Origin of the sequence: Neobacillus jeddahensis (assembly GCF_000612625.1) — a bacterium.
Classification (GTDB): Bacteria; Bacillota; Bacilli; order Bacillales; family Cytobacillaceae; genus Neobacillus; species Neobacillus jeddahensis.
In genome coordinates, this window is the sequence record NZ_CCAS010000002.1 from 41,471 (window position 1) to 59,919 (window position 18,449).

Below are 18,449 nucleotides of genomic sequence, written 5' to 3' on the forward strand. Positions count from 1 at the left end.
ACTATAAGAAGCAGCTTCATATTCTGCTTCTTATTTTTTTTCATGATACAAATTGATATCATAATGCTTTTTCATCACTTCAAAAACAAAATGACGGTTTTTCCACTCTTCTTCCCTTTTCCATAAATCCTTACTTCGATCAACTATTTCACACCTTAATTCCTGATATTCTTTTTCTTTTTTTTCCTTTTGTTGCTTTAACAAATTCATCGTCCCAAATCCGATCATCGAAAGCACAAGAAGGAACATAGCTACAGTATCATTTAATGTAGCCGATAACATGGATAAAAAGGAAAAGGAATAGTGTTTGTAAATAGTTAAATAAAAATAAACAATAAAAACAAAGGCACCAAAGAGCGTTCCATATATCGAAAAATAATGCCACATTTTTGCTTTATCAAACTTTGTCTTCCTTTTTCTTACGTTTTCTAACATTTGTTTTGTTGCTTGATCTGTATATTCAAGTAATTGGATTGGAGTATCCATGACTTCCACCCTCCATTTCCTTATATACATATGACCTTGTCCTAGCAATTATGTATCTAAAGCAAAAAAAACCGATCATGAGATCGGCTATTTGTTAAGCGGTATTTTCAAAACCTGACCAACATTAATTGCTTCAGTTTGTAGGTTATTTGCATTTTTTATGATTTCAATCCCATTCTGGGACTTGTAATACTTTATAGCAATCCTAAATAATGTTTCATGTGGTTGAACTGTATGATAGACAATATCACTGGTCGTCTCAGTAACATTTTTATTGGTGGTTGTATTGCTATTCGTATTGGTTGGACTTGTTGTCGTTTCTCCCTGCTTATTATTGTTAATACCTGTTATCTGATTATTGGTAGATGATTCATCTTGCGAAGAGGATTGATCAGGATGATTTTCACTTTCATTAGCTTCTCCCTGCTTGGTGTCAGAAGGCACTTGATCATTTTCCCCCTCTGAGTCTACCTCTCCACCTTTATCCTGGGGGGTTTCCTTTGGTTCATCTTCTTGATTCATTTCATCGAGATTAATGGTTTCATATCCAACCGAATTTCCTGACGTTTTTTCTGTGCCCCCAATTTTTTTGCCGTTCTCCCGGTAGGAAATGACACTAAAAATGATAATAGGAAGTAGGATAAAACAAAGCACCAAAAGCCGAATAACTGGATACTTTACCTTCCATTTTGTTTTTTTCCTTTTTTGGCGGTGCACCTGTTCTCGTGGAGGTAATTTGCCACTGTCATTTACCTCAACCATTTCTACATTTTTTTGAATCCGTTTCTTCGATCTTTCCGCCTGATTGCGGAATGGTTCCTCTTTATTCACGGAGCGATTCCTCCCTAACGATCATCTACTTTTAAACGTCTAAATTTTATATATACCCCTAACAGAAAATCAATGACAAAATGCATGGTGATAGTAACTGCTAAGTTTTCAGTTAAATCGTATATAACTCCAATAAAAAAACTAAGTAGGACAATATTCATAAATAGAAACCAATTAAAAAGGTAACGATAATGAATGACAGCAAAAATAATACTAGCCATGATAAGACCTACTTTAGTTTGAATAATGCCACGAAATAGCAATTCCTCACTGAATGCCACAAATAGAGCGATCACTAGGATATGAAAGCCATTACGGTTTTTAAAAATCCTTTCATTTAAGCCCCCATCATCATAATAGCTAGATGGCAGCCAATTCATTAGTGCAACATCGATTATGACCACGGCAATACCTAGAGGTATTCCAACTGTAACAAACTCAATATCATTGAAGTGAATATTGTTCAGATAGCTGAGATGGTCAAATAATAACCATCCCAGAATAAAAGAAATAGTTAAGAGAATGATTTGCGTTAAATAGAGATGATGCAGCAATTCTTTATCTGTTAAGCTGGCGATTAGATCATTATATTTCTTCTTCATTCTCTCAACTCACTTATTGATTAGAATTTTTGCAAGATAATCCTTCCACTTTTCATCTGGTCGCTTTACTGAAGGTTCAACTACGGTTGGCTGATAGTCGCTCAGCTCGAGTCCACATATATCGCAGCATGAATGATTCTTTTTAGATGCTGTTTCATCAAAATAGTTTAAAATATATTCTCGTCTGCATGTACTTGCTTCCACAAATTTTTTCATCCGAAAAATATTTTTGATTTTGAGCCCCATTCTGTCCTTAAGCATCTCTTTTATGCTGTCCCTAACCATATCAGAGGAATAATTCTCTTGAGTCGGAGTATTGACAATGTCGTTCATTATCCTCCATTGAATATCAGAAAATCCACCATCCTCTTTTAATCGATGACTTAGTTCAACTTTACCATTTCTGAGTACTTCCTCATATTGCAAATTTGAAAATAACCAATCAATTTGCAGTTCCGATGGCAATTCCCCTTCCGCAAGTTGTAACTGAAGTCGCTCATCACCCGGCGAATAAAGTAAGATAGCTACGCTAGGAATACCATCCCGTCCTGCCCGACCTATTTCCTGTAGATAAGATTCAATCTGCATCGGCATATGATAATGAATAATAAATCGAATATTTTCTTTATTAATCCCCATTCCAAAGGCACTGGTAGCACAAATAACATCGAGCTGATCATAGATAAACTGTTGCTGGATTAATATTCTTGTATTTTGATCCAACCCCCCGTGATAGGCCATCGCTCGAAAATTCCCACTATCTACCAGAATAGCAGCCATTTGTTCCGCTGTCTTTTTACTTGAAAAGTATATAATTCCAGGTTTTTGTAACTTCGAAACAAGTTCAATAATCCGGTTTTGTTTATCCTGATAGTCATTTAATTCTTCCACATAAAAGGCAATATTCGGCCGATCAATCGTTGATTCAATTTTTGTGACTTTTCCAAGCCCTAGTGTGGTGACAATGTCTTCACGTACTTTGCTTGTAGCCGTGGCCGTAAGTGCAAGGGTTAAAGGATTATTCAATTTCTCACGAAAGTCACCCAATTTGGAATAATCCGGTCGAAAATCAAATCCCCACTGTGAAATACAATGTGCTTCATCGACTACAAATAATGAAATCGTAAGTTTTTGCAATTGCCTCATAACAAACGAAACTCGAAGCATCTCTGGAGAAATATAGATGAATCTATAATCCTTTAAATGTTGTAAGGCATATTGTCTTTCCGACGCGGAAAGAAAAGAATTTAAAGCGAGTACTCTCTTTTCACCCATCCGATTCAATTGCTCTACCTGATCCTGCATTAATGACAAAAGTGGAGAAATAATTAATATTTGCCCTTTAAGAATATAACCAGGAAGTTGGTAGCATAATGATTTCCCTGTTCCTGTTGGCAGCATTGCCAATGTATCCTGACCAGAAAGGATGGATGTGATCACCTCTTTTTGACCCGTCTTAAATGAATGATATCCAAAATGCCTTTTTAACAGTGCTTCTAGGTCCATTATCTTTCACCATACTTGGCTAATACTAACCTTATTTGAAAATAGGTAGCTGCCTCTAATTTTTCTTTAATTCGCTTCAATTGTCTTGTTTCTGAGTCCCGAGCTATATCGATAATCTTCATCTGTAAGTCTTTATCAACATAAGGATCGATTGAGAACCCATCAATATGTAAAGAAAATTCAACAATATGATCTTCGATCGTACTTACCTTCAAGTGCCTAAACTCTGCTATTTGTTCAAGGTTGTATCCCTGATTTAATAGCTTCCACGTTTTTCTTGAGGTAATGGTTAATTCATCTTCTTGCTTCATATCACTTATTAAAATAGCTAAAATGCTATAGCTCAAAGGATCTTTGATAATATTTTGCAGTAAATAATGAAGGGTATGAATAAATCCAATATGGTATTCATGTATATTCATATCCAATTTTTTGGCTGTCTGAAGTGGAGTTAAGCCAATTTGCTGATAACCTGTTAAGCGAAAAACCACTAGTGCGGGATTGATTTTCTTATCCATATTGAAACAATCCGTTAACTCTGTGAAAACCTTGTTACCTAATTCCGACCTGGGAACATCGATTTCTTTTAATTTAGTTTTCAGCCATAAATGAACATCCTTATTTTTTTGGATTGGAAGATACCTTGCTTCTCCATATACAAGATTGGAGGTGACCTGAACAAACAAACTTAATCTTTCCCAAAAAAGTGTGGTAACGGGGTGGAAGCTCCAACCATTTAGGTAAGTTGGTAAGGAAGTATTATCTAAGAACACCTTTCCAGACTGCGTTAGATGATACCGTTGGTCACCACAAAGAACAACCCACTCCTTTTCTAACATTGAATAAATGATTTCATCAAAAGACTCCCTTGTTAATGGTTCATATATTCCAAAAAACTTCTTCAAAGAAAATAAATGGGCATCTTGAATCGTTTGCGATGACTTTTTTCCATTTAAAAGATGAAAAATCGAATAAATGGTTCGTTCACTATTCAATTGCTTCAGACAATATAGAATGATGGTTTCGAATTGCTGCATGGGGCTTCACCCCTTTTCCTATTTAATCGACAAATTCTCCATTTTTCTGATTTTATTCTACCATGAATTAGTGGAAGTTGTTGCTGAAATATGTGGAACTTTCCTAAATCAATATTCACTACCCTTTTCTTTAATAGTATTTTTCTATTGAAAAGTTGCCGATACAGTTTTACAATAAGGATAGTAATGCGTTTCCATACTTATTATGAGAAACAAGTTAGAATAATTTTTGTTATTTTACTGGGAGGTTTTTTTTCATGGCAAAGTATACAATTGTTGACAAGGAAACTTGCATCGCATGTGGTGCATGTGGGGCAGCTGCACCTGATATTTATGATTATGATGATGAAGGTATTGCTTTTGTAACTCTTGACGAAAATGAAGGAATTGTTGAGATTCCAGATGTATTAATTGATGACATGATGGATGCGTTTGAAGGCTGTCCTACCGATTCAATTAAAGTGGCCGACGATCCATTCGACGGAAATCCAACTAAATTTGAATAATATTTTTCATTAAGATATTGTAAAGCTACTAACCCCCGCCTTTTTTTAGTCGGGGGTCTTTATTTATACTCCCTGACAAATTCTATTGCCTATAAAAACGGGGGTCTCAATTGAGATCCCCCGTTACTTTTTAAGCATTTTTTACCGTTGAAAATTTAGTTATCCAGGTTTGCATCCGGACGAATAGCAGCATAAAGATCAGTGACATCATTACACCTTTTAATATGTTAAAGGGCAAAATAGCTGGGACTACCAAGTTTCTCATATCTGGAAAACCCATAAGGACTGTATAAGCAGGTAAAATGAATGCATAGTTTAATATACTCATCACTATTGCCATCGTTATACTCCCTGTAATTAACGCTATTGTCATCCCCTTTTTAGATTTTAATTTGTTATATACAAAATAAGTTGGTAGAACAAACACAATACCAGCTAAAAAATTTGCAATATGACCAACGGGAACACCCGTCGGACTCCCCGTCGCAAAATAATTAAGAAGATTTTTTAAAAATTCAACTAATACCCCGGCAACTGGTCCAAATATTAATGCTGCAAGTAAGGCTGGGATATCGCTGAAATCGACAAATAAGAAATTAGGAAATAACGGCAGTGGGAAATTTAACAACATTAATAAATAGGCAATACTGCTCAGCATTCCAATTGATACATAGGCCATTACTGATAATTTTTTCATTTCTTTCATTTTCCTCTCTCCTTGTTGATCCATCATATAAGGAAGAGAGGTTCAGCAGAAAGATGCCCTCAGTAAATAAAACTCCCTCAAGATCATATACTTGAGGGAGTAACAAAGGCACGCTTAATAAACGTTCAAAACAGCTACTTTTTTGAACGTTTGCAGAACCTCCATCTTCTCCCATCCAGACTATACTGTCGGCTTTGGAATCTCACCAAATCCTGCCAAAAAGGCTCGCGGGCTCAAGAGCATTGCTCTTATACCGCCGATCGGGAATTTCACCCTGCCCCGAAGATAGATCGATATTAAATTACAACATTATTATACTAAAGAAAATCTCATTTGTTAAGTAAAAGAACTTTATCTGCTATTGTAAATATTGCTTCAAGGTCTGCATAGTTAAACCTGCAGTGACGACGAATTGCAGGTTTTACGAGTATTATTGGATAATTAAAATTTGGTTCGGTTTAATGAGATCAGACCTTAAGTGGTTAATGTCTTTTAATTTCGTAACAGAGCTATTTTGTTTTTTTGCAATTGAGTACAAGGTATCCCCTTGTTTAACTGTGTATTGTACCGATTTTCCTGAACTCTTTGACTGTGATGTATTTTCATCCAATTGCAAATGAAGATGGGAACTAACTTCTAAAACATTTTCCCCAATACTTACAATCCCACCTTGAACGGTTTCTCCCACATCCGCTTTTCCTAACAATTTCTCTGGGTCCAGTGCATATTTTTTGTCATATCTCCATTCTACTTGATGGGTCTCAAAATGGAGATGAGTTCCAGTTGCTTGACCCGTTCGACCCATTTTTCCGACTTCATCCCCTTGCTTTATCAACTGACCTTCTACTACATTCCGCTTATTTAAATGGGCATAAACAGTTACAAAATTACTTGGGTGCTTAATAAAAACCACGTTACCGTATGTATTAGAATAATAGGACTTTACGATTACACCATCATCAACAGATAGAATAGGCGTATCCAATTTCCCTGCTATATCAATTCCTTTATGTTTACCCTGCCTTGTTCCGTACGTATCGGAAATAATCCCATCTGCTGGCCATATCCAATGATCATTCAGTTTATTAGGTTGCTGTAGTTCAGCAGCTTCAGGATGTTTTCCACCTATAAATAATAAACCGACACAAAGTGCCATGATAATGGCAATCAAAAACCTTCTTATATAGTCACGCATTCTTACTTTCCTCCTTATAACTTGTCCTCTCCTCCACACAATATGTTTGACTGGTTATGTTTAGAACATACTGCTTTATAGAGGTAAACCAGAGCATACTTGTTATAATTTGGATTATTCCATAATTTTATTCATAAAAAAATCAACCAAGAATGGTTGATTTTAAAAATTACATTTATTGTATATTACGTATATTCGGCGCAACTGGTACTTTTGTCTCTTTTGATAGATCGAAGGTTCCAATATTCTTAAGCGGAGAATCTTTTACAATTATTTTCTCTAAACCAAATTCCTTCGCCGTTAAGAGCAATGCCTCAAAAGAAGATGTGGTAAGCTGATCATTCAATAGACTTGTGTTTCCCTTGAACGATATTAATAATGTTTTATCCAATATGGATATATCATTAATTGGCAGCAGTGGTAGTAAAGAACTTTTTAATTCTGATACTGCTGGGTCTGTTTTCATCGCTTCAATTGCAGCTTGAACATCCGTATACGTGTCTATCGACGGAGTCAAGAGTGGCAATTTACTTTCACTACCTTCGGGATAATAAAAGAAAAAAGCATGTCTTTTCACATCTTCAACATTCAGTTCTTGTATATCGCCAAAATTACCCAGCTGAATACCTGGTTCTCCATTTGTTGTAAATATTAACTTTTTACTATTGCTATTAGACGATATATCCTTATTTAACACATCGAGAAAATTTGTTTCTATTGCTGATCCTTGACCATACTGATGATCAGTGGGAGCATCCACCAAAATGTTATTATTTTTTTCATCAAGTTTTAATTTCACGTTTAATGGGTAGAAATCTGACAAACCCCATTCCGCTTCCTTGAGACTTGCCATTTTTTCGTTATATAAAGTAAGCCATGACTTTTCCTTTGAATCTGAAACGATAATAGACACCGGGATGAGAATTTGAGCTTGTTGGTCTGGAATCCAGTAGGTTAATACCCTTCCGTTCCCTATCTCATCCTCATAGATTGCTGTTTTTAGCCCGCTTGTTCCAACCTGCTCTTTCTTTACAGCACCTGAAAATATCTGCTCTTTTGGAGAATTACTATCTTTCTCCATCGCGATTGTAGAATCCTCATGCTTTTCATTTAGCTTAATGTCATTGTTTTTTGTGGAAGCTTTCTCCTCTTGGGCATTCTCATAAGAGACCTTCGTCCCATCCATAAATTGTGGTATTAAGATGAAAAAAAGAAGCAAGGCTGCCGCAGCAGCTATGCTGGGTACTATCCATGGTTTCATTTTGCGTCTCTTCAAAGAAAGATTCTGGTAAATGTCACGAGGATCGCGATGATCTTGTATTTTGGGCAACTGCTGTAATAATTCTTCGAGCTCATTATCGCTCCACTCTGACCTTTTCACTAGTCAAACCCTCCTTTTCATAGAACCATTCCATTTGCTTCTTTAATACTTTTAGTGAGCGGTGCTGTGTTGTCTTCACTTTACTTTCCGTCCACCCTAAGGTTTGGGCAGTTTCAGCAATGGATAAATCCTGTAAATAGCGTAATATAATGACAGACCTTTGATCTAACGTGCAAAATTCAAGACATTTATATATCCATCTTATTTCTTCATTTTGTAAAGTAATTTCTTCTGGTATTGGATACTCATCCTTCACCTGGTTAGTGGACCAATCAAATTTTTCAAGCAATCTGTCCTTCCAGCCCTTTTGTTTTCGGAAAAAGTCAATTGCGACATTCCGTGCAATTGAAAATAGCCATGTTTTCTCACTACTTTTCCCTTCAAAACGATGATAAGACTTAAATACACGTATATAGACTTCTTGGACAAGATCCTCAGCTTGTTCCTTGTTTCTAACCATATAAAATAGAAATTGAAATACGTCATGATGATATTTTTGATACAGCTCATCGAAAACGGAGTCCATCAATTCCCCTCCCCGTTCATTAGTATTAGTCGTTCTCTATGTTTAAAAAGTTTCACTATTTAAATATAGACTTTTTGGGGGCAAAAAGGAAGGTATTTGGAGGAGGGGATTTTCAAACCAGTTTCTTGACATATTTGAAAAAGCTCATCCTAATGGATGAACTTTTTCAAATGAATACTACCTGGCCTCATGATCAAAAAAACTTTATAAATGTTTCCCGTGAATCAAGAACAATCGGCAAAATACTTGATAATATTACTTTTTTCGTGGTAATGAGAAGGTAAAGGTTGTACCTTGCCCCATTTTACTTTGGACAGAGATAGAACCACGATGTGCATCAATTATATTTTTAGCAATCGCCAACCCTAAACCTGTTCCTGCTCTCCCTCTTGTCCTAGCTTTATCAGCTTTATAAAAGCGTTCAAAAACAAAGGGAAGATCTTCCTTTGGAATCCCCGATCCGGAATCCTTTACTTCTATTTTTATTCGCTTCACATCGGATGTAACGGTTAACTTCACCTTACCACCTTTTGGCGTATGCCTTATGGCATTATCAATTAAATTCGTCAAAACCTGTTCGATTCTGTCAGGATCAAACAGGAGCGATGAAATTTCATCCTCAATTTCGGCAAATAATTGAATTTCATTATCTTTTGCGACCCCTTGAAATTTATGGATAATTCTATTGATAAAAGTAGAAAGAGCTACATCTTCTATGGCTAGGTGAATATGCCCAGCTTCCATTCTGGCAAGGTCCAGTAATTCATTAACAAGCCTGCCCATTCGCAATGATTCATCATAGATAACTTTTGCCATTTCTTTTTTCTCTTCCTGAGATTCCGCAATATCATCGACAATTGCCTCACTATAACCTTGTAACATGGATATAGGGGTGCGTAGTTCATGTGAAACATTGGCAATAAAGTCTTTTCTCATTTTCTCCAACTGTCTCTCTTCGGTCATATCCCGAAGAACAGCTACAGCTCCACGAATAAATTGATTGCTGTAAAGTGGACTAACTAAAATGACCCAATGACGACCTTGTAATGAAATTTCACCTATCTGTTCTTTTTCAGTATCTACTGCCTGTTGAAAAAGAGCCATAACCTGTGATGGAATAGCTTCTGAGTCAGTATCAAATTCACCTTTTTCATAATACCAATACTGCAAAAAGCGATCAGCAGGAGGATTCGTAATCAAAATGGTACCATCCCGATTAAACGTAATGACCCCGTCTGCCATACTACTTAAAATACTGGAAAGTTGCTCCTTTTCTTGACTTAAAGCATTCATATTGAACTTCAGTTGTCGGCCCATCTGATTAAAGGCTGTTGCCAACTCCCCAATTTCATCTTGAGATAAAAAAGGAACTTTCGTATCAAACTTCCCTCTTGCCACCTCAAACGCTGCCTCTCTCATTTTCCTTAGTGGCGCAGTAATTCTTGACGATAAAAAGAAGGCGAAAATCGTCGTTAAAACAATGGCAACCCCCGCAACCAATAAAATAAACTTTGTTGTAGAATGAACTGTTTTTTGCATTACTTCTAATGATTGATAAATAAAGACTGCACCATTCGTTTCACCGGGAAGATGCATCGGTACCCCAATTATGGTATAATTAGCCTCTTCATCGCCGTTTTCCGACGAAAGGTCCGAAGTTTTTTCAACCGTCTTGTTGTTATAATATGCTTGTGACAATACTTGATCTTTTTTAATATCCGACAATGTTAATTTTTTCGCCTGTTCGGTATTTGGAGAATAATAGACTTCATCCTCATTTTTGACGACGACTACTTTATGTGAATCATCAATAATTTCCCATGATATCTCCAACCCTATTGGTAATTCGCCATTAGGATGCTCCTCTAATACATGGGCTATCTTTTCAGCTGTATGTGTTAAATCTTCTCTAGTTTCTCGAATATTATTGTTTTGAAAAAATTCAAGCAGCATGACTGTTAAGATAAACAGCACAATAGAAACTAAAAAAAGAATAGTAAACCAAAGTTTACCTACAACACTTCGTAAGAAGGTCATTCATTAATTACCTCGAATTTGTATCCTACTCCCCAAACGGTAACAATCATTCTTGCCGCTTGTTCAGATACTTTATTTAATTTTTCACGAAGTCGCTTCACATGCGTATCAACTGTCCGTAAATCTCCAAAAAACTCATAATGCCAAACTTCTTTTAATAACTGTTCACGGTCAAAGACTTTATCCGGTGCCTTTGCCAAAAAATAAAGTAATTCATATTCTTTTGGAGTTAAACTAACTTCCTTGCCATCTGCCAATACACGATGGGCATCATTATCTATTGTTAAGTGTGGAAATACAATGACATCTTTAGTGGTTGTTTCTGTTTGTAAGTAACTCGTTTGTGATGCTCGTCTTAATAAAGCCTTCACACGTAAGACCACTTCCCGCGGACTAAAGGGTTTTACAATATAATCATCTGTCCCCACCTCAAAACCTTGGACACGATTAATTTCTTCCCCCTTGGCGGTCAGCATGATAACTGGGGTAGCCTTTCTCTCTCTTAATTCCCGACAAACTTCGATTCCATCCTTGCCAGGCATCATTAAATCTAGAAGGATGACATCATAATCAATAGCAAACGCTTTCGACAAGGCCTCGTTACCATCTTCTGCTTCATCGATACTATATTCCTCACGCTCTAAATACATTTTTAATAAGCGGCGAATTCTTTCCTCATCATCTACAACTAATATTTTCACGTCTTTTTCCATTATTAATCCCCCCATGGAGTTTATTTTACAAAATGACATGACATTTTGCTACATATTCACGGTAATTACTCTTTTAAAAAGTGTCAAAAATTTGACAATCTCCTACATTGAGAATAATAACTTGATTTTAAAGAAAAGCGCAAGTCGCCTGGAGCTGGACCATTCTCAAAGTCAAAATTTATTCTTTCTTAACTTTTTTAAAAAAGCCTCCACTGTTCAAAGTGAAGGCTATAAGTTCATTATAGGTCCATATAAACCTTATTAACCCGCATAGGAATGAAGGCCGGCAATCACAAGATTTACTGCTACTAGATTAAACATTATAATAACAAAACCAATAACAGCTAGCCATGCTGATTTTTCTCCATGCCACCCTTTGGAAAGACGTAGGTGCAAAAATGCGGCATAAAACAACCAAGTGATTAATGCCCAAACTTCTTTGGGATCCCAACCCCAAAATCTAGACCAGGCCATCTGGGCCCAAATCATCGCAAAGATCAGGGCACCTAGTGTAAAAACAGGGAAACCAATTAAAACTGATCGATAACTAATCTCATCAACAAAATCGAGTTTGATATTTTTAACAAGTGGTTTAAGCGCAGCTGCAATCCGTTTCCTTAAGATTGTTCTGATTAGCCCATATAAAACAAGTCCTCCCATTAAAGACCAAATGACTGTGTTTAGTTTTTTGGCATTGATGAAAGCAGGCATTTCAACTAATGGACTATAACCACCTTTTGTCAGTAATTCGCCCTCATTTGGACCTGTAATTGCAGGCATCGTGTACTCCATAACAGCCGTAGCATCATGCTTATCAATCCAATTAAATTTTTCATGATAACCCATACCGGAAAATACAGATGAAACAACCACAAAGCCGAGAACGGTCACTAACGAAAACATGACCATTTCAAGCCAAAAGGTTTGTTTGGTCGATTTTGTTTGGTCAATCGCTTTTACCAAATAAATAAGACCAGCCGCGAAACTAATAGCTAAAATTGCTTCCCCCATTGCAGCTGTCGTTACATGAATATGTAACCAATAACTTTGTAATGCCGGTATTAGTGGAGTAATTTCCTTTGGAAACATACTCGCGTACGCAATGACCAGGATGGCAACAGGCATTGTAAATAATCCCAGTAAGGTTGTCCGATAAATAAAATAAATAACGATAAATGCTCCGACAAGAGCCATTCCGAAGAAAGTCGTAAATTCAAACATATTACTGACAGGAGCGTGCCCCGCTGCAATCCATCTAGTGATAAAGTAGCCAAGTTGTGATACAAAACCAACAATCGTTAAAAATACAGCTATTTTCCCCCAGCGGTTGGTTCCATTCTGTTCATTTTTTGTTTTAATGGAACCACCATAAAACAGGGTAGCGACTAAATAAAGTATAAATGCGATAAATAATAAATTACTACTTAGTGTTGCCAACTAGACTCCCCCTTTATCCGAATTTTCCAGTTGAAGTTGATCATCTGGGATGTCAAGCTTTGTATCCGTTAGAATCGTTTCAATTTCTTTTTTTATACCGTACCAATTTTTATTGGTATGCGCTGCAATCCAAACTTGTCCATTTTTATTTTGAACCCAGATTCGACGATGATTCCAATAGGCACCTTGTATAACACCAATCATGAATATAATCCCACCTAATATAATCGCCCATAAGGATGAATCCTTCCGAACAGTGAATCCTGAAACATTTTTGGTGTCAATCCCTTTAAAGGCCATCTTAAATTGATTATCTCCAAATGGCTCAATCGTTTGTTTAATAGCGACGAAACTCGTCTCCCCTTTAGGAATATCTGGAGTTACCATTTTGAAGACAAAGGCAGGATTGTTTGGTACCCGCGACTTTGTTGTTGGCTCCCCGTCTTTGTTGAATTCAAAATCAGGAAAATAGTTAAGGATTTCAACAGAATATCCATTGCCTAAGTCATACTTTGCCTGTGGATCTTCAAGGTCAATTTTCAATTCCCCAAATGACTGATTTGTCGTTTTATTTGTGAGAAAAAATGTCATCGCTTTTAGTTCACTTCTATATGAGGATTGGAAAACAGAATACCCCTCAAAGGTTAACGGGTGATTGACTCGAACCTTATATTCCTTAACTTTTTCTAGTTTTGGTTTTTCTCCAGGAAGATTATCACTCACTCGTTTATATAAAACCACATTGGATTGATAATTCTTAACGACCTCGCCTGCCTCTTCGATCGCTTTTTCAAACGTTTTATCTTTATCCTTATCATAATGTTGCAGAATAAATTGGTTATTTTGAAGATAGAATTGTTCACTTGTTTCTGGAACTACAGCTGTTTCGCCTTCCTTTACCCAAAGATTTTCATTCACATAAAATCCAGGGATAAATCGAAGCATCCCACCAAATAAAAAGATAATTAAACCGATATGGTTAACATAGGGCCCCCAACGTGAAAAACGACCTTTTTCTGCTAATAAATCCCCATTCTCTTCTCTGACATGATAGCGTCTTTCCTTCAAATGCTTTTTAATAGCATTTAAATCACTTTCGTCGACGTTGTCATTAATACCAAATACTCGTTGTCGCTTTAAAAATCCTTCATGTCGTGTGACTCTTTGCGCTTTCAATGCCTTGTATAGGGGCACAACCCTGTCAAGGCTGCAAATTACAAGTGAAGTTCCAAGCATTGCTATTAACAATAGGTACCACCATGAGCCATACAAGTCATGTAAGCCCAGCTGATAATATAATTTCCCAAACCAGCCATACTCTTGCTCATAGTACACGTCCGCAGGTAGATTAATATACATTTCCTGAGGTAAAATTGTTCCAAGTGTGGAAGCAACTAAGATAACGATTATGATCCAAACGCCAACCTTTACTGATGAGAAAAAATTCCAAATTTTATCAATTATTGTTTTGTTATATGTTTGAGATCGTCGTGCACTACCTTCATAGCGCATGTCAAGAAGTTCTTTTTTGTTCTTTTCTTGTTCATCAAGCACTTTTCCACAGGCCTCACACAAAACGGTTCCATGTGGATTCACATGCCCACATTCGCATTTCACATCATTCATTCTAAAAAACTCCCTACAATCTTAAGGTTTTATTTTTTCCATAAAGTCCTTAATCATATTTTCAGTCATTTCTCCAGTATGATATTTCACCACATCCCCATTTTTGTCAATCAAAAAGGTGGCCGGAAGTGGGTCTATACCATAAACGTTCATGACTTCTTTATCTGTATCAATCATTATAGGGAAATCAAGTTTGTAACGTTCTGCAAATTGATTGACAGCGAGTTTGGGCTCCTGAATATCTATTGATAAAACTTGAACCCCTTTATCTTTATATTGCAGGTATTGATTATTGATATACGGCATTTCCTTCTTGCATGGTGGACACCACGTTCCCCAGAAGTTTAAAAAAACTCCCTGCCCTCGATAATCAGAAAGACGATGTTTGTTCCCTTGCATATCGACCAACACAAAATCAGGTGCTTTATCACCAATCGCGACCTTTTGTTTATTATCTTTTGTAAGATTAGAATAAAGCGAATAGGCGACGGCAGCACCCAAAACAAGTAAAATGATCGTCCTCATCACTAATCGCCGTTTTTTCATAAAAAACCCTCCAATAAATACAAGACACAGTTGTCTAAATTATATCATTTTTCAACACGAACACTGTGTTAATGAAAGAAAGTAAATGTGACGATTTTATGAATTTTTCCTCGAAACATCAATCGCAAGTGCCCTTAGTTGCTTTACCTCATGCGGAGTCAATTCCCTTGCCTCTCCAGCTTTCAACCCGTTCAAATTCAAAAATCCATAGCGTTCACGCTTTAATTTCAACACTTCGTTCCCGATTGCTTCAAACATCCGCCTAACTTGACGATTCCGTCCCTCATGAATCGCTATTTCCACAATCGCTGTTTGTTTCTTTTTATCTGCAGAGAGTAATTTAACTTTGGCAGGCGCCGTTTTGCCATCTTCGAGACGTATTCCCTTTTCTAACTTCCTTAAATCTTCTCGCTGTGGAATCCCTTTTGTTTTGGCAACGTATACCTTATCAATTTCATTCTTCGGATGCATAAGCAAGTTGGCGAATTCACCGTCATTTGTTAATAGCAACAATCCTGAAGTATCATAATCAAGTCGTCCAACAGGAAAAATTCGCTCTTTAAAATTCGAGAAGAAATCAGTGACAACCTTCCTCCCCTTGTCATCGCTTACACTAGAAATAACCCCTCTTGGTTTATATAATAGGAAATAAACAGGTTCTTCCTTCTCAATTTGTATTTCATCCACCTCTACTTTATCGGAAGGTGTTACTTTTACTCCTAGCTCTCTGACAACTTTTCCATTTACCTTTACATGGCCTTCTTTTATTAGTTCCTCGGCCTTCCTTCTTGATGCAATACCTGCACGTGCAATCACCTTTTGTAATCTTTCCATTATTTCACCTCTAAATTTTTCCGGATCTTATAGAATTCAATAAGTAAATTGGAATCTTTCCTATTTACTGTTAAAACTTGCCTACTATACTATCCTTATGAATTATGACACAATTTCTCCACTTTTCAAAGTAACGGGGTTTATTTTCCTAGAAAAATAAAAAGGGTGTTCCCCATTGGAACACCACTAGTCAATCTAGCTATTTTAACCCAAAAATTAAGCCCACTACAATGATGGAAACGATGATACCAACTACGTCTGCAAGGAGTCCCACTTTTAAAGCATCGCCCATCTTTTTAATCCCAACTGCACCGAAGTAAACCGTTAGTACATAAAAAGTGGTATCCGTACTTCCCTGCAGGACTGACGCAAGCCTGCCAATAAAGGAATCAGGTCCATACACAGCAATTAAATCACTTGTCATCCCCAGAGCTGCCGTACCTGAAATTGGCCGAATGATTAGCAAAGGTACAATTTCAGCAGGGACACCAATTGACTTCATGATTGGTCTAATTGCATTCATTAATGCATCGAGAGCGCCTGATGCCCGAAAAATAGAGATTGCTACAAACATTCCGACGAGAAAGGGAATGATGGAGACTGCTATCTTAATTCCTTCTTTCCCACCTTCAACAAAGCTCTCATAGGTGGGCACTTTCTTAAAGGTGCCATATAAAAGTATAAATCCAATTAATAACGGAATAAAAGTTAACGAGATATAGGTGATTATCGCCATCCTCTCATCATCCTTTTCGGCTTCTACGATAATAAAAATAACGGTCGATCAGCATCGCCCCGATTGCTGAAAGGAGCGTAGCAATGATGGTGGGTACCACAATTTCAGTGGGAGATGCAGAATGATAATTCATTCTTATTGCAATAACAGTGGTTGGAATGATGGTAACACTAGCTGTGTTTATAGCCAAAAAGGTAACCATCGATCTACTTGCCTCTGTTTTACCACCATTTAACTTTTTTAATTCTTCCATAGCTTTGATCCCAAGTGGTGTAGCTGCATTCCCTAACCCAAACATGTTCGAAATCATGTTTGATAGAATGTAGCCCATTGCGGGATGATTAGCTGGTACGTCAGGAAATAATATTTTCACTAGTGGCCGAAATAATTTGGATAGCTTCTCAAGGAGTCCCGACTCCTCAGCAATCCGCATCATACCAAGCCAGAAAACAAGAACACTTATAAGACCAATACAAAGAGTAACCGCTTCTTTTGCTCCATCAAAAATTGCTATATTTACCTCATGCCAGGTACCGTTAATGACTGCAAATAGTAAACCAACAATCGTCATAAACACCCATATATAGTTAACCATCTGTACTCACACCTATAATTGAAAGGAAAATATCCTTTACAAAGTCAAACATACCCTTCTTCTTTTTAGTTTGGTTGTTTTCATAGTAGATAGGTGTTTCTAGGACAACTCTCCCATCCAGGTAAACAGCCGCCTTACCAACTTTTACCTCATTTTTGGAATCCTTTAAATCTTTAGTAGGCTTGCTTAACTTATACTTTACAGAGAACTTCTCCATTTCTTCATTTGTTGCTGGATATATTATTGATTTTTTCACGTATAAGTGATCCTTATAATATTTATTTTTTGATATATCTAACTTGCCCTTCGTCACTATTTCTGTCATATCAAACCCTTTAAACCCACCCTCATACATGGATATATGATCATTCCAATCATTTGGACCATTTAAGGTGACAGCGATTAAATTCATATCGCCTTTTGTAGCCGTGGTGACAAGTGTTCGTTTCGCTAGTTTCGTATAGCCCGTTTTTCCACCAGTCGTATATTTATATTTGGTTAATAATCGATTCTTGTTTTTCCATACCCGATCCCAATTTTCTGTTGGATTAGGGGCACGATATACCTTGGTTCCGGATATTTTTTGAAAGGTTTTATTTTGCATTGCATAACGCATAAGGATTGCCATGTCATAGGCAGTTGAATAATGGTCTTCATGATCATCAAGGCCGTGGGGATTGGCGAAATGGGTATCATACATTCCAATCTCCCTTGCCTTTTGATTCATTAAATAGGCAAACCCATCAATACTGCCACCTACATATTCAGCAATTGCTACTGCGGTATCATTCCCAGATCTAAGCATTAACCCATAGACCAGATCATTAAGTTTCAATTTTTCTCCTGGCTTCAAATAGACCGACGATCCTTCGGTATGTGTGGCTTTTTCACTCACTTTTACGAACTGGTCCATTTTTCCCGACTCAATGGCTAGAATGGCTGTCATAATTTTTGTGATGCTTGCAATTCTTCTTTTCGTATGGGCATCCTTCTCAAACAAGACCCGTCCAGATTTTTGCTCGATAAGAACAGCGCTCGCCGCACTAACTCCAAGGGAAGCATCAACCTTTTGAGGAATGTTTACGATTAGTAGTGAGACCATGAGGGAAAAAATTATTAGCTTTGAAATCATTCTCATCAGATTAACCT

Annotated in this window: 19 protein-coding genes and 1 riboswitch; of the genes, 1 reads left to right on the forward strand and 18 read right to left on the reverse strand. The window is 36.9% G+C overall.

Annotated features, from left to right (window positions below):
• Window positions 1–30 precede the first annotated feature (30 nt).
• From TY15_RS01070 to TY15_RS01090, 5 genes are all read right to left on the reverse strand, one after another.
• Window positions 31–486, reverse strand: coding sequence for a DUF2663 family protein (locus tag TY15_RS01070; protein WP_040208312.1), 456 nt, complete (start codon window positions 484–486; stop codon window positions 31–33).
• Window positions 487–573: 87 nt separating this feature from the next.
• Complete coding sequence (locus TY15_RS01075; protein ID WP_040208311.1) at window positions 574–1,317, reverse strand: LysM peptidoglycan-binding domain-containing protein; 744 nt, start codon at window positions 1,315–1,317, stop codon at window positions 574–576.
• Window positions 1,318–1,331: 14 nt separating this feature from the next.
• Window positions 1,332–1,919: a CPBP family intramembrane glutamic endopeptidase gene (locus TY15_RS01080; RefSeq protein WP_040208310.1), complete on the reverse strand. Its 588-nt coding sequence runs from the start codon at window positions 1,917–1,919 to the stop codon at window positions 1,332–1,334.
• Between the two features lie 9 nt (window positions 1,920–1,928).
• Window positions 1,929–3,425, reverse strand: a complete 1,497-nt coding sequence (locus tag TY15_RS01085) for a RecQ family ATP-dependent DNA helicase (protein WP_040208307.1) — start codon at window positions 3,423–3,425, stop codon at window positions 1,929–1,931.
• On the reverse strand, window positions 3,425–4,462 hold the full coding sequence (locus TY15_RS01090) for a YpbB family protein (RefSeq protein ID WP_040208306.1): 1,038 nt from the start codon (window positions 4,460–4,462) through the stop codon (window positions 3,425–3,427). Before TY15_RS01090 ends, TY15_RS01085 begins: the two co-directional genes overlap by 1 nt.
• Before the next feature lie 257 nt (window positions 4,463–4,719).
• Here TY15_RS01090 and TY15_RS01095 point away from each other — a divergent pair, with 257 nt between their 5' ends.
• The gene (locus tag TY15_RS01095) at window positions 4,720–4,968 is read left to right on the forward strand and encodes a ferredoxin (protein WP_040208305.1); all 249 of its coding nucleotides are present in this window, start codon (window positions 4,720–4,722) and stop codon (window positions 4,966–4,968) included.
• A 130-nt stretch (window positions 4,969–5,098) separates the two neighbouring features.
• On the opposite strand, the gene TY15_RS01100 is transcribed toward TY15_RS01095, so the two are convergent.
• From TY15_RS01100 to TY15_RS01165, 13 genes are all read right to left on the reverse strand, one after another.
• Window positions 5,099–5,665 carry an ECF transporter S component gene (locus tag TY15_RS01100; protein ID WP_040208469.1) on the reverse strand — a complete coding sequence of 189 codons (567 nt, stop codon included), beginning with the start codon at window positions 5,663–5,665 and terminating at the stop codon, window positions 5,099–5,101.
• A 168-nt stretch (window positions 5,666–5,833) separates the two neighbouring features.
• Window positions 5,834–5,965, reverse strand: a riboswitch (FMN riboswitch).
• 139 nt (window positions 5,966–6,104) lie between these two features.
• The gene (locus tag TY15_RS01105; RefSeq protein ID WP_040208303.1) at window positions 6,105–6,869 is read right to left on the reverse strand and encodes a peptidoglycan DD-metalloendopeptidase family protein; all 765 of its coding nucleotides are present in this window, start codon (window positions 6,867–6,869) and stop codon (window positions 6,105–6,107) included.
• A 175-nt stretch (window positions 6,870–7,044) separates the two neighbouring features.
• Complete coding sequence (locus tag TY15_RS01110) at window positions 7,045–8,250, reverse strand: hypothetical protein (RefSeq protein WP_040208300.1); 1,206 nt, start codon at window positions 8,248–8,250, stop codon at window positions 7,045–7,047.
• Entirely contained in the window at window positions 8,225–8,776 is a 552-nt protein-coding gene (sigX, locus tag TY15_RS01115) for an RNA polymerase sigma factor SigX (RefSeq protein ID WP_040208299.1), read from the reverse strand. Before sigX ends, TY15_RS01110 begins: the two co-directional genes overlap by 26 nt.
• A 255-nt stretch (window positions 8,777–9,031) precedes the next feature.
• Window positions 9,032–10,813, reverse strand: a complete 1,782-nt coding sequence (locus tag TY15_RS01120) for an ATP-binding protein (RefSeq protein ID WP_040208297.1) — start codon at window positions 10,811–10,813, stop codon at window positions 9,032–9,034.
• Window positions 10,810–11,526, reverse strand: coding sequence for a response regulator transcription factor (locus TY15_RS01125; RefSeq protein ID WP_040208294.1), 717 nt, complete (start codon window positions 11,524–11,526; stop codon window positions 10,810–10,812). Before TY15_RS01125 ends, TY15_RS01120 begins: the two co-directional genes overlap by 4 nt.
• 261 nt (window positions 11,527–11,787) lie before the next feature.
• Complete coding sequence (gene ccsB / locus TY15_RS01135; protein ID WP_040208290.1) at window positions 11,788–12,963, reverse strand: c-type cytochrome biogenesis protein CcsB; 1,176 nt, start codon at window positions 12,961–12,963, stop codon at window positions 11,788–11,790.
• Window positions 12,964–14,589: a cytochrome c biogenesis protein ResB gene (gene resB / locus TY15_RS01140; protein ID WP_040208288.1), complete on the reverse strand. Its 1,626-nt coding sequence runs from the start codon at window positions 14,587–14,589 to the stop codon at window positions 12,964–12,966.
• A gap of 21 nt (window positions 14,590–14,610) precedes the next feature.
• Window positions 14,611–15,135, reverse strand: coding sequence for a thiol-disulfide oxidoreductase ResA (gene resA / locus TY15_RS01145; protein WP_040208287.1), 525 nt, complete (start codon window positions 15,133–15,135; stop codon window positions 14,611–14,613).
• Window positions 15,136–15,231: 96 nt separating this feature from the next.
• On the reverse strand, window positions 15,232–15,969 hold the full coding sequence (gene rluB / locus TY15_RS01150) for a 23S rRNA pseudouridine(2605) synthase RluB (protein ID WP_040208286.1): 738 nt from the start codon (window positions 15,967–15,969) through the stop codon (window positions 15,232–15,234).
• A 199-nt stretch (window positions 15,970–16,168) separates the two neighbouring features.
• Window positions 16,169–16,705: a spore maturation protein gene (locus tag TY15_RS01155; protein WP_040208284.1), complete on the reverse strand. Its 537-nt coding sequence runs from the start codon at window positions 16,703–16,705 to the stop codon at window positions 16,169–16,171.
• 7 nt (window positions 16,706–16,712) lie between these two features.
• A complete protein-coding gene (locus tag TY15_RS01160; RefSeq protein ID WP_040208282.1) occupies window positions 16,713–17,300 on the reverse strand; it encodes a nucleoside recognition domain-containing protein in 588 nt (195 codons plus the stop codon).
• Window positions 17,293–18,438 (reverse strand): D-alanyl-D-alanine carboxypeptidase family protein, encoded by a 1,146-nt coding sequence (locus TY15_RS01165; RefSeq protein ID WP_096911899.1) that lies wholly within the window; start codon window positions 18,436–18,438, stop codon window positions 17,293–17,295. Before TY15_RS01165 ends, TY15_RS01160 begins: the two co-directional genes overlap by 8 nt.
• Between the last annotated feature and the right edge of the window lie 11 nt (window positions 18,439–18,449).

Coding starts and splice junctions, on each gene's coding strand:
- TY15_RS01070 (WP_040208312.1), bottom strand. CDS start 486: ATGGATACTCCAATCCAATTACTTGAATATACAGATCAAGCAACAAAA.
- TY15_RS01080 (WP_040208310.1), bottom strand. CDS start 1,919: ATGAAGAAGAAATATAATGATCTAATCGCCAGCTTAACAGATAAAGAA.
- TY15_RS01085 (WP_040208307.1), bottom strand. CDS start 3,425: ATGGACCTAGAAGCACTGTTAAAAAGGCATTTTGGATATCATTCATTT.
- TY15_RS01090 (WP_040208306.1), bottom strand. CDS start 4,462: ATGCAGCAATTCGAAACCATCATTCTATATTGTCTGAAGCAATTGAAT.
- TY15_RS01095 (WP_040208305.1), top strand. CDS start 4,720: ATGGCAAAGTATACAATTGTTGACAAGGAAACTTGCATCGCATGTGGT.
- TY15_RS01100 (WP_040208469.1), bottom strand. CDS start 5,665: ATGAAAAAATTATCAGTAATGGCCTATGTATCAATTGGAATGCTGAGC.
- TY15_RS01105 (WP_040208303.1), bottom strand. CDS start 6,869: ATGCGTGACTATATAAGAAGGTTTTTGATTGCCATTATCATGGCACTT.
- sigX (WP_040208299.1), bottom strand. CDS start 8,776: ATGGACTCCGTTTTCGATGAGCTGTATCAAAAATATCATCATGACGTA.
- TY15_RS01120 (WP_040208297.1), bottom strand. CDS start 10,813: ATGACCTTCTTACGAAGTGTTGTAGGTAAACTTTGGTTTACTATTCTT.
- TY15_RS01125 (WP_040208294.1), bottom strand. CDS start 11,526: ATGGAAAAAGACGTGAAAATATTAGTTGTAGATGATGAGGAAAGAATT.
- resB (WP_040208288.1), bottom strand. CDS start 14,589: ATGAATGATGTGAAATGCGAATGTGGGCATGTGAATCCACATGGAACC.
- resA (WP_040208287.1), bottom strand. CDS start 15,135: ATGAAAAAACGGCGATTAGTGATGAGGACGATCATTTTACTTGTTTTG.
- rluB (WP_040208286.1), bottom strand. CDS start 15,969: ATGGAAAGATTACAAAAGGTGATTGCACGTGCAGGTATTGCATCAAGA.
- TY15_RS01155 (WP_040208284.1), bottom strand. CDS start 16,705: ATGGCGATAATCACCTATATCTCGTTAACTTTTATTCCGTTATTAATT.
- TY15_RS01160 (WP_040208282.1), bottom strand. CDS start 17,300: ATGGTTAACTATATATGGGTGTTTATGACGATTGTTGGTTTACTATTT.
- TY15_RS01165 (WP_096911899.1), bottom strand. CDS start 18,438: ATGAGAATGATTTCAAAGCTAATAATTTTTTCCCTCATGGTCTCACTA.